This window comes from Xanthomonas hydrangeae (genome assembly GCF_032697525.1).
GTDB lineage: Bacteria > Pseudomonadota > Gammaproteobacteria > Xanthomonadales > Xanthomonadaceae > Xanthomonas > Xanthomonas hydrangeae.
This window is the reverse complement of sequence record NZ_CP103836.1, coordinates 804,185-818,488: the sequence shown is the minus strand read 5'-3', so window position 1 is coordinate 818,488 and position 14,304 is coordinate 804,185. Positions and strand designations below refer to the sequence as shown.

The following is a 14,304-nucleotide window of genomic DNA, read 5'->3' as shown; positions in this document are numbered from 1 at the left end:
TTGCCATGTCCCGTCCAGTGACAGCCGTTCTCACCGCCGCCCTGTTGTGGTCCGCCGGTCTCACCGCCGCGCATGCTTCAGAGGTGATCCGCCACAAGATCCCCAACAGTGATTTCCCCATCGCTGCCGCCGTGGAAATTCCCGCCGGCAAGGCCACCGTCTACGTCAGCGGCAAGGTGCCGGCCGTGGTGGACACCAGCGCGCCGAAGGACTCGGCCGCTGCGTATGGCGACACCAAGGCGCAGACGGTCAGCGTGTTGAATCAGATCAAACAGCAGCTCGCAGCGCTGGGCTTGGGCATGGGCGATGTGGTGAAGATGCAGGTGTTTCTGGTCGGCGATCCAGCGACGGGCGGCAAGATGGATTTCAACGGTTTCATGGAGGGTTACCGCCAGTTCTTCGGCACCAAGGAGCAACCCAATCTGCCGGCGCGCTCTGCATTCCAGATCGCCGCGCTGGGCAATCCGCTGTATCGGGTGGAAATCGAAGTGGTCGCCGTTCGTCCTTGAATCCGCATTGCCATTTTGTTGGAGGTTGTGATGAAAACTGCTCTTTCGCGCCGCACGTTTCTACGTGACTCCGCGCTGTTTGCCGGCGCTGCAGGGGCAAGTGCGCTGCCGCTGTTGGCCAGCGCCGCCGAACGCTCCGCCGCCATCGTGCCGACACCGGCGAGCGCATTGTCGCCGGTGATGATCGGCTCCAATGAATTCCCGGACGGCCCATCGGCGGCAGCGGTCAAGGCCATTGCACAGATCGCACCGCAAGGTGGGCGCTATCTGCGCGATGTGCAGATGGAACTGATGAATACCCTGGCCGCCGAGCTCAAGCTGCCGGTCGATCACCTGATGGCCTACGCCGGTTCCACCGAGCCGCTGGACTACACGATGCTGGCGTTCACCTCGCCCAGCGCCGCGCTCGTCACCGCCGATCCCACCTACGAATCCGGTTGGCGCGCCGCCACCCGCAATGGCGCCAAACTGATCAAGGTGCCGTTGCGCAAGGACTTCTCGCACGATGTACAAGCGATGTGCGCCGCCGACGCCAGCCCGGGCGTGATCTACATCTGCAATCCCAACAACCCCACCGGCTCGGTGACTGCGCGCAAGGATCTGGATTACGCACTGGCGCACAAGCCCAAGGGCAGCGTGCTGGTGGTGGACGAGGCCTACATCCACTTTGCGAACAGCACCAGCAGCGTGGTCGACATGGTCGCCGCAGGCGAGGACGTGGTGGTGTTGCGCACCTTCTCCAAGCTTTACGGCATGGCCGGCATCCGCCTGGGCTATGCAGCTGCACGCCCGGACCTGCTGGCCAAGCTGATGTTCTACAGCGTCAACAGCCTGCCAGTGACTGCCGCTGCTGCAGGCCTGGCCAGCCTGCGTGATCCGGCATTGGTGCCGCAGCGCCGCGCACGCACGGCGGCCACGCGCAAGGATGTGATGGCGTTTCTCGCCAAGCAGGGCTACGCCTGCACCGCATCGGAGAGCAACTGCTTCATGGTCGATGTGAAGCGCCCGGCTGCCGGCTTCAAGGACGACATGGCCACCCATGGCGTGTTCATCGGCCGCAGCTGGCCGGTGTGGCCGACCTGGTCGCGGATTACCGTGGGCACCGACGCGGAGATGGCGCGCTTCAAGCAGGCGTTCGTGCAGGTGATGGCCGGCAAGCGCGGCCCATTGCCGCTGACGGAAGCCACCGCCGATGTGCAGGATCCGATGGATGCTTTTTTCCGATACGCATGAAGCGTTACTCTGGTCACACCGGCGCATGCGAACGCGTTGGGGTGACCAGGCGCGCTGGGCGTCGCGCATCTTTTATCGCAGGAGTGTTCCTTTGAAGCTGTTTTCGACGATTGCGGTGCTTGGACTGGTGCTGCTGGCACCTTCGGCATGGGCGCGTACCTGCGCGGTGACCATCACCGGCAACGATCAGATGAAGTTCGACCAGAGCGCGATCAAGCTGGCGCCCGACTGCACGCAGGTGGACCTCACCCTCGAGCACTCCGGCAAGATGGCCGCCACGGTGATGGGCCACAACTGGGTGCTGACCAAAACCGCCGACTTCCAGGCTGTCGCCAATGCCGGCGTACGCTCCACCATCGCCGACAGTTATCTGCCCAAGGCCGACGCGCGCGTGATCGCACACACCAAGGTCATCGGCGGCGGCGACAGCGCCACCGTGAGCTTTCCCACCAGCAAGTTGAGCAAGGGCGGCGACTACACCTTTTTCTGCTCATTCCCGGGGCATTGGGCAATGATGAAAGGCACGCTGAGTTTTGGTTGATGGGGTCTGCGACATCGCCTGACAAACGATGTCGCAATATGCGCATATGCGCGTCCAGCGCAGGCTGTGATACGCGCGCTCGGATCAGTTCGGTGCCGCATCCGGGCCGGCATGCGGATCGGCCTCCCGCAGTAATCCGCGTTGCAAGGCCTGCGCCAAGGCGCTTTCGCGACTACGCGCGTCGAGCTTGCGATACAGGTTCTTCAAATGGAACTTGACGGTGTTTTCCGACAGGTGCAAACAGCGTGCGATCTGCTTGTTGGAATACCCGCGTGCCAGTTGTGCGAGCACTTCCAGCTCGCGTTCGCTGAAGATGTCGCCGGCCGGGTCTTCGTCGCCACTGAGGCGTTCGAGCAAGGCTTGAATGGTGAGCGCACGCGTGGTGCCGCCCACGGTATGCGGGTCGTGTTGACGCAGCGAGCGCAGCATCGCCTTGGCCGGCAGGCCGAGTTCGACGATCGCCTGCCAGCTTTGCGTCAGCGCCACATGATCCAGCGCGCTGTACAGATGCGGCAGCGCCGCGATCAGTTCGCCGCGTTGTTGCAGCACCAGTGCGATACGTGCGCGGGTGCGGGCGAGGTGGCACAGATTGTCGTTGGCCAGGCAGGCGTGTTCGATCTGGCCCAGGATGGTCAGTGCCGCGCTGCTGCGCCCGGCCAGGCGATGCCAGCGTGCCAGTGCAAAGCCCATCGCCGCGCGGTCGCGCCAACGGTGCGCCGAGCGCAGGGTATGTGCCAATCCGGATTCACCGCCGGTGCGCGCGATCAGGACGTCGATGGCGGCATTGCCTGGATGTTCCAGCAACAGCATCAGGCGCCAGGCTGCGGCCAGTTCCGATAGCCGCATCAGCTTGCGCCCATGCGCAATCTGTTCGATGTGCTCGAGCAGCGCCAAGGCACTGCGCCCGCTGTGATCGCGCACGCGCTCCAATCCCAGTGCGGTGTCGTAAGCGGCCGCCAGCACGTCCATGCCACCGTCATGTTGCTCCAGCAATTCCAGCGCAGGATGCAGCAGATCGGCCGCATCGTCGTGATGCCCGCGTTCGTAATGCAGTTGCGCCAGCAGGCAGTTGGCCGTTGCTTCCAGCACGCGATCCAGTTGCGGCGTGCGTGCGCACCCGCTCAGTGCCTGTTGGTAACAGGCCTCGGCGTCGCTGAGGCGACCGCGATAGAAAAAACTCTGGCCCAACGACAACAGCGCCTGGCCCGCACCCAGTTCGCTGCCGCCACGCTGCATCGCATCGCGTGCGTTCAAGGCATAGCGTTCGGCTAGTGCAAAGGCGCCTTGCGCAATGGCGGTGGTGGCACAGATGCACAGCAGCATGCCGCGTCCGAGATGGTCGTCTTCGTCCAGCGCGGAGGCTTGTGCAGCGATCTGAGTCAGGCCATGCGGGTTACCGCAGATCTCATCGAGGCGATCGCGCAGTGCCGCCACCACCACGGTGTAATCGCGCTGCAAGGGCTCACGCAGTGCAGCGGGAAAGTCGCGGAAACGTTCCAGCAACAACCGCGCGTGGCTGAATTCGCCAAGCTTCGCATGCAGATGCGCTTGAGTGAGATTCAGCGCCGGGGTGTCGCGGATGGTGCGGTGTTCGAAGTGACGCAGCAGCGCGCGCACTGCATGCGTGCCGTGGGTCAGCAACAATTGCCAGGTGCCGGCGCGCGCGATGTAGCTGGCCGCCAGGTCGCCGCAATCGCCGCGCGATGCGTGCCGCACCGCTTCGGCCAGATACTGATGATCGCCGAACCAGCGCGCGGCACGTTGATGCAGTTGCATGGCCTGGCCAGGATGCTCGCGATCGAGCAGCTGCTGCAAAAAGTCGGCGAACAACGGGTGATAGCGAAACCACTCGCGTTCGCCATCCATGGGCACCAGCAGGCCGTGGAAATGTTCCAGCCGCGCCAGCAGCCGGCCGCTGTCGTCGCGCTGGCGCACCGCATCGGCCAGCGCGGCGTTGACGCGCTCCAGCACACTGGTCCGCAGCAACAGATCGCGCGTGTCGGCATCCAGATCGTTGACCACCTGCTCGGCCAGGTACGCGGCGATCTGCGCGCTGCGCCCGGAGAAACGCGCAGCCACTTCCTGCTGACGTTGCGCACCGCCTTCCAGCCACAGCCGCGCCAGATGCAGCGCCACCGGCCAGCCTTCGGTGTAACGCAGCAATTCTTCCACGACCGGCGCGGGAACCTGCGGCCCCAGCAATGCCTGCGCTTCGCGCTCGTCCAGCGCCAGTTGTGCGCTGCCCACGCGGCTGAGCAGCGCCTGCAGATCCAGACGCGCCAAGGGCAGCGCCGGTATGCGTCGGGTGGCCAGCAACAGGTGCAGACGTCCGCCGCTGTGTTCGACCAGGCGCAACACCAGCTCGTCGACGATGCCGCTGCCGAGCCGGTCGTAGTCGTCGAGAATCACGCTGATGCGCCGTGGTGCGGCGCGCAGCGCGCGGATCAGCACCGTCACCGCCTCGCGCGGGTCCTGGTCGCGGTTATGCAGCACCGCTGCGCACAGTGCCTGATCCGCCCCTGCGCTTTGCAGCGCCAAGGCCAGATGGCCGAGGAAGCGCGCGGCGTCGGCGTCTTCTTCATCCAGCGACAGCCACGCCACAGCGGCGTTATCGCGCCCGCACAGCTGCGCATGCCACTGTGTCAGCAGGGTGGTCTTGCCAAACCCTGGCGGCGCCAGCAACAGCGTGAGCGGGCGGGCGTGTGCCTGATCCAGCGCAGCCAGCAACGCGCTACGCACCACCGCACCAGGGCGCGACAGCGGCGGCTCCAGCTTGCTGGCAAGCAGCCAATCGGGAAGAACGGAATCGCGCGACGGTGACGGGCGCGAAGTAAGCAACGCAACAGGCTTGAGCATGAGGCGAGGGCGGCCGTGGCAAGCGTCGGCAGCGCGCCGACTCGACGCACTGCAGATCGTGATGAAACAGCGGCGACGCACCAGGCGTCACCGTGGCCGGCGACGACGACACATCCGCTGCTTCGAGGGTCCCCACCCATGCCCGTCCGTGGACACCTTTCAGAAAGGTATGACAGCCACAAGACAAAAGCAAAGTTTGCGGTAGTCGCTGCGCAAATCGAATCCCGCAGCGCCCCGCATGCATGCGCCTCAGCGCGCCACTTCGGCAAATGCCTCGCGTGCCGCTGCAAGCGTGGCTTCGATCACCGCAGCGTCGTGCGCGCTGGACATGAAGCCGGCTTCGTACGCCGATGGCGCCAGATACACGCCCCGCTGCAGCATCGCGTGGAAGAAGCGGTTGAAGGTGGTGATATCGCAGGCGGTGGCTTGCGCGTAGCTCTCCACGATCTGGTCGGTGAAGAACAGCCCGAACATGCCGCCGACCTGGTTGGTGGTGACCGCGATGCCGGCCGCGTGCGCGGCGTCTTCCAGGCCCTCGCACAACGCGCTGGTCTGCGCGCTCAGGCGCGCGTGGAAGCCCGGCGCCTGCACCAGCTCCAGCATCGCCAGGCCCGCCGCCATGGCGACCGGATTGCCCGACAAGGTGCCGGCCTGGTAGATCGGGCCGGAAGGTGCGATCTGCTCCATCAAATCGCGCCGGCCGCCGTATGCGCCCACCGGCATGCCGCCGCCAATGATCTTGCCGAAGGTGCTCAGGTCCGGGGTCACCCCGTAATGCGCCTGTGCGCCACCGAGCGCGACGCGGAACCCGGTCATCACTTCGTCGAAGATCAGCAGCGCGCCGTGCCGCGTGCACAGCGTGCGCAAGTGCTGCAGGTAGCCGGCCTGCGGCGGAATGCAGTTGGCGTTGCCCACCACCGGTTCGATGATCACCGCCGCCACATCGGCGCCGATGTCGTCGAACAGCGCCGTGGCGCCTTCGAAGTCGTTGAAGGTGAGGGTGGCGGTCAGCTCGCTCAGGCCGGGCGGCACGCCGGGCGAGGTCGGCACGCCCAGAGTGAGCATGCCGCTGCCGGCCTTGACCAGAAACGAGTCGCCGTGGCCGTGGTAACAGCCTTCGAACTTGACGATGCGGTTGCGCCCGGTGGCGCCCCGCGCCAGGCGCACCGCCGACAGCGTGGCTTCGGTACCGGAATTGACCATGCGCACCATTTCGCAGGAGGGCACCAGCCGATTGATCGTCTCGGCCATGGTCACTTCGGCCGCACACGGCGCACCGAACGACAGCCCATCGCGGATCGCACGCTCCACCGCCTCGCGCACCGCCGGGTGATTGTGGCCGGCGATCATCGGCCCCCACGAGCCCACGTAGTCGATGTAACGGTTGTCGTCCACGTCGTACAGATACGGGCCATCGGCGCGCGCCACGAAGAACGGCTCGCCGCCCACCGACTTGAACGCCCGCACCGGTGAGTTGACGCCGCCGGGCAGCAGGGTCTGCGCCTGGGCGAACAGGGCGTGGGAGCGGGAGTGGTTCATGCGCATAGATCCTTGAGTGATGCCGATGGGGCGGCGCTGCCCGACCACGGGCAGCGCACGCGCCATTGTCAGGCTTGCGCACCCTATCCGCCTACCCACCGTGTGCCTGCCTACCCGTCGGAGCAGGCGGGTAGGGCAACGCAGCTGCCTATGATCGAACGGGACGGTATCGATGGTTTGGGGCATGAGCTGATGGCAGGTGGTCATTGGCGCTTCGATACGGATGTTCAGAAAGTGTGATTCCGGTAGCCACTGGCGCCGTTCATTTTTGTCGCGTTGCCGACAGTTCCAGACTTGGGGAGAAAGCATGAACCGTAGTATCCAGAAGCGTGCCTTGGCGTTGGCGCTGGTCGTGGCGATGGGGAGCGTCCACGCGCAGTCCACCAGCGGCAGCATCGTCGGCAGCGTGGGGCAGAGCAGCGGCACCAGCGTGCTGGTGGAAAACAACAGCGGTTTCACCCGCGAAGTGCCGGTGGATGCGCGCGGCCGCTACACCGCCGGCAATCTGCCGCTGGGCACGTACAAGGTCACGGTCAAGCGCGATGGCGCAGTGGTGGACACCCGCGAAAACGTCGCGATCACCGTTGGCGCCAACACCGATGTGTCGTTCGCCGCCGCTGCGGGGAGCGGTATGCAGACCCTGGATAGCGTCACCGTCACTGCCGCAGGCCTGACCACCATCGACGTCAGCAGCGTGGACACGCGCACCGTGGTCACCGCCGAGCAGCTGCAGCAACTGCCGCTGGGCCGCACCGCCGAAGCCATCGCGCTGCTGGCGCCGGGCGTGGTGGTCAACAGCGGTGGCTTCGACAACGGTCCGCTCGGCGGTTCGCTGCCCAGCTTCGGCGGCTCGGCCGCCAGCGAAAACGCCTATTACCTCAACGGCTTCAACACCACCACCATCAGCAACAATCTTGGCGGTCTGACCCTGCCGTACGGCGCCATCGACCAGCAGGAAATCTTCACCGGCGGCTACGGCGCGCAATACGGCCGCGCCAACGGCGGCGTGATCAACCAGATCGGCAAGCGCGGTACCAACGAGTGGAAGTTCGGCGCAGCGGTCATCTGGGAGCCGAACGGCCTGCGCGCCAATCAGCGCGATATCTACTGGCGCCCGGACAGCCAGGGCAGCACCGTCAACAATGCCGCCTACCGGTATGCCCGCGCAGCCAACGGCCTGTACCAGCCGGCCAGCGAGGCCGAAGCCAACCAGACCACCTACAGCGCCTATGTCGGCGGGCCGATCATCCAGGACAAGCTGTTCTTCTTCCTGGCGGCCGAGCAGGTGGATTCGGACGGCGTGCGCGTCGGCACCAATCGCGATACCGACAACGGCCGTACCGGCGGTCTCACCGACTACGACTACAAGCAGAAGCGCTGGTACGCCAAGGTGGATTGGAACATCACCGACAATCATCTGATCGAGGTGACCGGCGCCAGCGACGAGGCCGAAACCAACGGCTCCATCTACCGCTACGATTACCTGGCACGTGAGCGTGGCAGCTATATCACTAACGACGCGACCTGGAAGAGCGGCCCGACGCTGTTCACCGGCAAGTACACCGGCTACCTCAGCGACAACCTCACCGTGACTGCGCTGTACGGCAAGATGAAAACGCCTGATGAGCTGACTCAGTACAACTACAACGCTGAGGATGGCCCGTTCATCGACAGCACCGCATTGCAAAATCCTGCCTACACGGGCGGTACGCCAATAGAAGGACGGCAGCCGGTAAATACGGCGATCACGTCGCCTGACCGTGCCTACAAGAAGGACAATCAGCGTCTGAACCTTGAGTGGCGCATCGGTCACCACACGCTCAACTTCGGTATCGACAACCAGAAGTCCGAGGGTATCGATGTTGGTTCCCAATTACGTGGCCCTGGATACTCGTGGACCTACGGCCAGACCGATGATCCTAACGGTGTAGGGACGGGCGGACTGGTCAGTCAGTCGGCCAATGAAGCCGGCGGCATCGGCGCGCCTAGTCCTGGCTTGGTCGATCCTGTCAACGGATCGAGCGGTTATTACGTGGTGCGCAACATCAATACCAGCCTATATTCGTACGAGGCCAAGCAACGCGCCTATTACATCGAAGACAAGTGGCAGGTCACCGACAACGTGTTGCTGAGCATCGGTCTGCGCAAGGACGAGTTCACCAACTACACCCCGTCCGGCGACCCCTATATCGAAGTGGACAATGCCTGGGCGCCGCGCTTGGGCTTCAGCTGGGACGTCAACGGCGATTCCAGCCTGAAGGTGTTCGGCAACATCGGCCGTTATTACCTCGGCCTGCCGCTGTCGGCAGTAGGTCTGTTCACACCTCAGATCACCACAGATACCTATTTCACCTACAGCGGCATCAATGCCGACGGCACGCCGATTCTTGCGCAGCAGCTGGGTTCGGCCGTGTCGGCCAACTCGCGCTTCGGTCGCATCGCCGATGTACGTACCGCGGTGGTCAAGGACATCGAAGGCGAGAACCAGGACGAGATCATCCTTGGTTTCACCAAGCAGCTGGACACCGGCTGGGTGTTGGGCGTGCGCGGCACGCATCGCCGCCTCAATGCGGGTATCGACGATCAGAACTACGACGTCTCCAACACTGCGTTGATCGCCGCTGCCGCCGCGCAGGGCGTGACCATCGACTTCTCGCAGGTTGCCGGTGCATCGCTGATCAATCCCGGCCAGACCAACACCTGGGGCGTGATCGGCACCGATGGCCAGTTCCATGAAGTGGCGGTAAGCCGCGAGGCTGCGGGCTTCCCGAAGTTCAAGCGTAATTACTCGGCGGTGGAGTTCAACCTGGAGCGCCCGTTCGACGGCCAGTGGTACGCCAAGGTCAACTACGTCTGGTCGCATAGCTACGGCACCACCGAAGGTCAGGTGCGTTCGGATCTATGGCGCACCGGCGGGGCACTCGGCAGCTATCAGGGCCAGGCGTCGGTCTCCACCACGCAGAGCTGGGACCATGCGGCGCTGATGGAACACTTCAACGGCGATCAATCCAACGATCACCGCCATCAGCTCAAGTTGTTCGGCTTCTATCAGTTCAATCCGCAATGGGGCGCGTCGGCCAACTTCAGCCTGATTTCGGGCGCGCCGCATAACTGCCTGGGCAACTACTACGGCGACAACTATCCCGGCACGGACCCGGCCGGCTACGGCGGCAGCGCGATCACCGGCGGGCCGTACCATTACTGCTACAACCCGGAAACCGGCACTGGCGTGGCATCGCCTCCGGGCTCGCAGGGGCGTCTTGGCTGGATCGCGCAGCTCGACATGGGTGTGACCTACAAGCCGGCATTCGCCGCCGGCAAGCTGGCACTGCGCTTCGACGTGTTCAACATCACCAACGAGCAGACCGCGACCAACATCTACCCGTTCTCGCAGCTGCCCGACAACACCACCAACCCGCTATGGAATCAGGTCGTCGCCTATCAGGCACCGCGCTCGGGCCGGGTGACGCTGAGCTACGACTTCTAATCGCGTTGGGCGACGGAGTCAAAACCAGCAGCGACGCGTGATGGCACGCGTCGCTGTTTTTTTGGGTGATGGGGCTCTAACCAGCTTCAATCGTCTGAATAAGGTGCGCAACCCGCGCGACTTTTTTACCGGGTCACGGCCAACGCTCTGGCGCGGCGAGGGCAGCGCGCCCTCGGCCCACTGAGCTTCTGCCTGCATCTATCCGACGCGACGACTCGATCATTCGGTTGTCTTGAGTGGGTTGGACGATGCGGATAGATCACTTTTAGAGCGGCTGATATGCGGGTTTGCTGCAGGGCCCTTGCCCGCCTACCGTCGCGGGACACGCCGCAAGTACGTCCATGTAGGCTCTTACGCGGCATCCATGCCGCGTAAGGTCCCGCGACGGTAGGCGGGCAAGGACCAGTCGAGATGGTCGGTGTGCATGTTTTCAAGCAACCAGCAAAGTCTGGTGCGGTTTCCTCGCCGATTGCGGGACCGTTGGCTGCAAAGATGCCGGCATTGAGCCCCCAGGGACGGGGTCACGGCGTGTCCCCCTGAGCTGCGAGAGCAGCGCGCACTTGAGTTCTTTGCGTTTGATGCAGGGCCCTTATCCGCCCACCATCGCGGGACACGCTGCAAGTACGTCCCTGTCAGCTCTTACGCGGCATCCATGCCGCGTAAGGTCCCGCGACGGTGAGCGGGCAAGGACCAGTCGAGTTGGTCTGTGTGCATGGCTTTAAAAAAGCCACCGACTAACTCTCTGGTGCGGTGTCCTCGCCGCTTGCGGGACCGTGTGGCGGCATGGATGCCGCCACCGAGCCTCCAGGGATGGATTCACGGCGTGTCCCGCAAGCGGCGAGGGCACCGCGCGCTCGACCTACATAAGCTTTTGACTGCATCCAACGACTCTATAGACTCGAAATTTTGGTGGTCTGTGTCTTGGACAGCACGTGTCGCCGGCAACTCCATCGTCTGCGAGCAGCGCTACTGCGCAAACCCGGCCCGATATGCCTGCACTGCTGCGACCGGATCCGGCGCGGCGTACACGCCACTGACCACCGCAATCAACTCGGCGCCTGCTGCTACCAACTCCGGCACCTGCGCAGCCGCGATGCCGCCGATCGCCACGCGCGGCACTCCCAGCGCAGCGGCCTGCTGCAACAGCGCAGGCGAGGCGCGACGTGTCGTCACTTTGGTCGTGGTCGGGAAGAACGCACCGAAGGCCACATAGCTCGCACCGGCCGCCACCGCCGCCTGCGCACGCGCGATCTCGTCATAGCACGACACCCCGATGACGGCTTGCGCGCCCAACAGCGCGCGTGCCGCCGCCACCTCGCCATCGTCCTCGCCCAGATGCACGCCCTGCGCGCCCACCTGCAACGCCAACTGCGCATCGTCGTTGATGATCAACGGCACACCGTGCGCGGCGCAGGCCTCGCGCAGCGCGCTGGCCTGTTCCAATCGCAGCGGCGCGGTGGCCTGCTTGTTGCGGTACTGCAGCCAGGTGACGGCAGGCAGCAGCGGTCGCGTACGCGCGAGCAGGCGCGCAGTGTCGGGCTCGTCTGGAGTGATCAGGTAGACGCCGCGGGCGTTGTGCAAGTCGGGCATGGCAGCGCTTCCGGAAGCGGTGGGTGGGATGGGACAATGCAGTCCCAACGTTGCGTGACCGCGATTATCCGATGAGCGAGACATCCACGACCACCTACCGCACCTGGATGTGCGTCGTCTGCGGGTTTCTCTACCACGAGGCCGACGGCATCCCCAAAGAAGGCATCGCCCCGGGCACCAGCTGGCAAGACGTCCCGGAGACCTGGATCTGCCCCGATTGCGGCGTGACCAAGGACGATTTCGAGATGGTCGAGATCGACTGAGGCCCTGGCTGCCCCACTGGGTTACTGCGTTTTTCGCGCCAGAACCTCGCCTGCGCCGGCTAGCGCGACGCCGACGAACGCGCAGCTGGCGGTGATTTCAGTGCGCGTGCGCGCGCTGACCGTTCAGTTCGACCAGATGCTCATGCAGATTGCCCGCATCCTGCGCGCCGGGATTGAGCACCAGATAGCGCGACAGATCGTGGCGGGCGCCGTTGCGGTGGCCCAGATGCAGATAGGCCATGCCGCGGTCGCGCAGCGCTTCGGGCTGATCCGGCACCAGCTTCAGAATGCGGTCGGCACTACGGGCGGCGCGGTCCCAGTGCTCGGCATCGGCGTACACGCCGTGCAGATTGCGCAGGATGCGGATCAGGATCGCGCGGTGCGGCGCCGGGTCGAGAATCTGCGCCAGGGCGCGGTCGTCGGGAACCTCGCCACCCAGATGCGGACGCGCACGCTCGCGTAATTCGTCCACACCGAGCGGGCGGCCGCCGTTGAACGGGTCCATCACCAGCACGCCATCGTCCACCGGCAAACGCACCAGAAAATGCCCGGGAAACGACACCCCCGCCAGCGGAATGCCCAGCCGGCGCGCGACTTCGATCTGCACCATCGCCAGCGAGATCGGGTTGCCCAGGCGGCGCTCGAAAACCTGATTGAGGTAGCTGTTGCGCGGGTCGTAATACTCGTCGTGATTGCCCGAGTACCCTAGCTCGTCGAACAGATAGCGATTCACCGCGGCCATCTTCAGCGGCCACAGATCGATCGCCTCCACCTCACGGCGCAGATGCTCCACGTGGCTCTGCACCAGCGTGTCGTACAGCTCGGCATCCAGCTGCGGATACTCGTCGCGTGCGATCAGCAGCGCGGTGGACATCAACGGCACCGCGTCGTCGTCCAGGCTGGCGAGCGCGGTCCAATGGGGAAGTGGGAGCATGTCGACCATGCTGCCAAGAGTGTCGGCAAGCGGCGCGTGGTTCAAGTCCGGTACTTCCTGACAGGAATGGCCTGTGGTGTGAGATTTACTTGAGCTTCGGGATGTCCGGGCTGAAGTTCAGCGTGGCGCCGTCCTGCAGATTGAGCTTGGCGGCCTGGCCGGCATTGAGCTCCAGCACGTAACGGGCGGGCTGCTTGCTGGGGTAGGGCGGGCAGGCATCGCCGGCCGAACACGGCGGCACGTCGCGTTGCTGCGACACCAGCCGGCGCTGGTTGTCGAAATACAGGATATCCAGCGCGATCTTGGTGTTCTTCATCCAGTACGCCAGCGGCTCCTGGCGGTCGTGGATGAACAGCATGCCGTGATCGTCGGCCATGGCATCGCGGAACATCAGCCCCTTGGCGCGGTCGGCATCGTTCTGCGCCAGTTCCACCTGGTAACGCGTGCCGGCCAGTTCCACCCACGCGCTACCGGCGCTTGCGCAGCCGCTCAGCAGGATCAGGCAGGCGAGGGCGAGAAAGCGAAAATGGCGCATGCGGCGTACCAACGGACGGGAATGGCGCACCATCTGCCAAGCGGCCGCGTGCGTCAAGCCGGCGTGGTGGATGGGGCCGGTCATTGCGTGCAGTAGGTGGCCGGCCCGCAGTGGCTTCGCGCCGCAGGCCGGAAATGCGCGCGCGAACGCACGCAGGTCACCGCTCAGATCACGCGCGGCGGTTCGCCACCGACGATCACCACATCGGCGGGGCGACGCGCGAACAGGCCCACGCAGACTACGCCGGGAATCTGGTTCAAGCTGCGCTCCAGCGCCACCGGGTCGGTGATCTGCAGGTTGTGCACGTCCAGCACCACATTGCCGTTGTCGGTGATCACGTTATCGCGCCACACCGGCTGGCCGCCGGTGAGCGCCAGGATCTGACGGGCCACCAAACTGCGCGCCATCGGAATGACTTCCACCGGCAGCGGGAAAGTGCCCAGGACCGGCACCTGCTTGCTCGGGTCGACGATGCAGATGAAGCGCTCGCTGGCCTCGGCGATGATCTTCTCGCGCGTCAACGCCGCACCGCCGCCCTTGATCAGGCAGCGGTTCGGGTCGCACTCGTCGGCGCCGTCCACATACAGCGACAGGTTGCCGGTGTGATTGAGATCCAGCACCTCGATGCCGTGGCGCTTGAGCTGCGCGCTGCTCTGCTCGGAGCTGGACACCGCCCCCTTGATGCGATGGGCGATGCGGCCCAGTGCGTCGATGAAATAGGCCACGGTCGAACCGGTGCCGACACCGACGATCATGCCGTCTTCCACGTAATCGATCGCTTTTTCGGCAGCCAGGCGTTTTGCTTCGGACATTTGGG

11 protein-coding genes are annotated in these 14,304 nt (G+C 64.7%); 5 read left to right on the top strand and 6 right to left on the bottom strand.

Translation table 11 applies throughout. The features are described from left to right. Positions 1-5 precede the first annotated feature (5 nt). The 3 genes from NYR97_RS03355 to azu all read left to right on the top strand — a co-directional run bounded on the left by NYR97_RS03355 (position 6) and on the right by azu (position 2,283). Positions 6-509, top strand: a complete 504-nt coding sequence (locus NYR97_RS03355) for a RidA family protein (protein ID WP_316696696.1) — start codon at positions 6-8, stop codon at positions 507-509. A gap of 30 nt (positions 510-539) precedes the next feature. After that, positions 540-1,742 (top strand): pyridoxal phosphate-dependent aminotransferase, encoded by a 1,203-nt coding sequence (locus tag NYR97_RS03350; protein WP_316696695.1) that lies wholly within the window; start codon positions 540-542, stop codon positions 1,740-1,742. A gap of 91 nt (positions 1,743-1,833) precedes the next feature. Then, positions 1,834-2,283 (top strand): azurin, encoded by a 450-nt coding sequence (azu, locus tag NYR97_RS03345; protein WP_316696694.1) that lies wholly within the window; start codon positions 1,834-1,836, stop codon positions 2,281-2,283. Between the two features lie 84 nt (positions 2,284-2,367). Here azu and NYR97_RS03340 read toward each other — a convergent pair whose 3' ends face one another. After that, positions 2,368-5,139, bottom strand: coding sequence for a winged helix-turn-helix domain-containing protein (locus tag NYR97_RS03340; RefSeq protein ID WP_316696693.1), 2,772 nt, complete (start codon positions 5,137-5,139; stop codon positions 2,368-2,370). 249 nt (positions 5,140-5,388) lie between these two features. Next, positions 5,389-6,678, bottom strand: coding sequence for a glutamate-1-semialdehyde 2,1-aminomutase (gene hemL, locus NYR97_RS03335; protein ID WP_316696692.1), 1,290 nt, complete (start codon positions 6,676-6,678; stop codon positions 5,389-5,391). Between the two features lie 307 nt (positions 6,679-6,985). Here hemL and NYR97_RS03330 point away from each other — a divergent pair, with 307 nt between their 5' ends. Further along, a complete protein-coding gene (locus tag NYR97_RS03330; RefSeq protein ID WP_316696690.1) occupies positions 6,986-10,165 on the top strand; it encodes a TonB-dependent receptor domain-containing protein in 3,180 nt (1,059 codons plus the stop codon). A 966-nt stretch (positions 10,166-11,131) separates the two neighbouring features. Here NYR97_RS03330 and thiE read toward each other — a convergent pair. Beyond that, positions 11,132-11,755 (bottom strand): thiamine phosphate synthase, encoded by a 624-nt coding sequence (thiE, locus tag NYR97_RS03325; protein ID WP_316696689.1) that lies wholly within the window; start codon positions 11,753-11,755, stop codon positions 11,132-11,134. Between the two features lie 23 nt (positions 11,756-11,778). On the opposite strand from thiE, the gene NYR97_RS03320 reads away from it, so the two are divergent. Then, a complete protein-coding gene (locus NYR97_RS03320) occupies positions 11,779-12,018 on the top strand; it encodes a rubredoxin (protein ID WP_316696688.1) in 240 nt (79 codons plus the stop codon). Positions 12,019-12,115: 97 nt separating this feature from the next. Here the strand turns inward: NYR97_RS03320 and NYR97_RS03315 are convergent, their stop codons facing one another. From NYR97_RS03315 to rpiA, 3 genes are all read right to left on the bottom strand, one after another. Further along, complete coding sequence (locus tag NYR97_RS03315; protein ID WP_023904979.1) at positions 12,116-12,997, bottom strand: SirB1 family protein; 882 nt, start codon at positions 12,995-12,997, stop codon at positions 12,116-12,118. A gap of 40 nt (positions 12,998-13,037) precedes the next feature. After that, positions 13,038-13,487 carry a DUF192 domain-containing protein gene (locus tag NYR97_RS03310; RefSeq protein ID WP_316697989.1) on the bottom strand — a complete coding sequence of 150 codons (450 nt, stop codon included), beginning with the start codon at positions 13,485-13,487 and terminating at the stop codon, positions 13,038-13,040. A gap of 164 nt (positions 13,488-13,651) precedes the next feature. Further along, on the bottom strand, positions 13,652-14,299 hold the full coding sequence (gene rpiA / locus NYR97_RS03305) for a ribose-5-phosphate isomerase RpiA (RefSeq protein ID WP_074058190.1): 648 nt from the start codon (positions 14,297-14,299) through the stop codon (positions 13,652-13,654). Positions 14,300-14,304 lie beyond the last annotated feature (5 nt).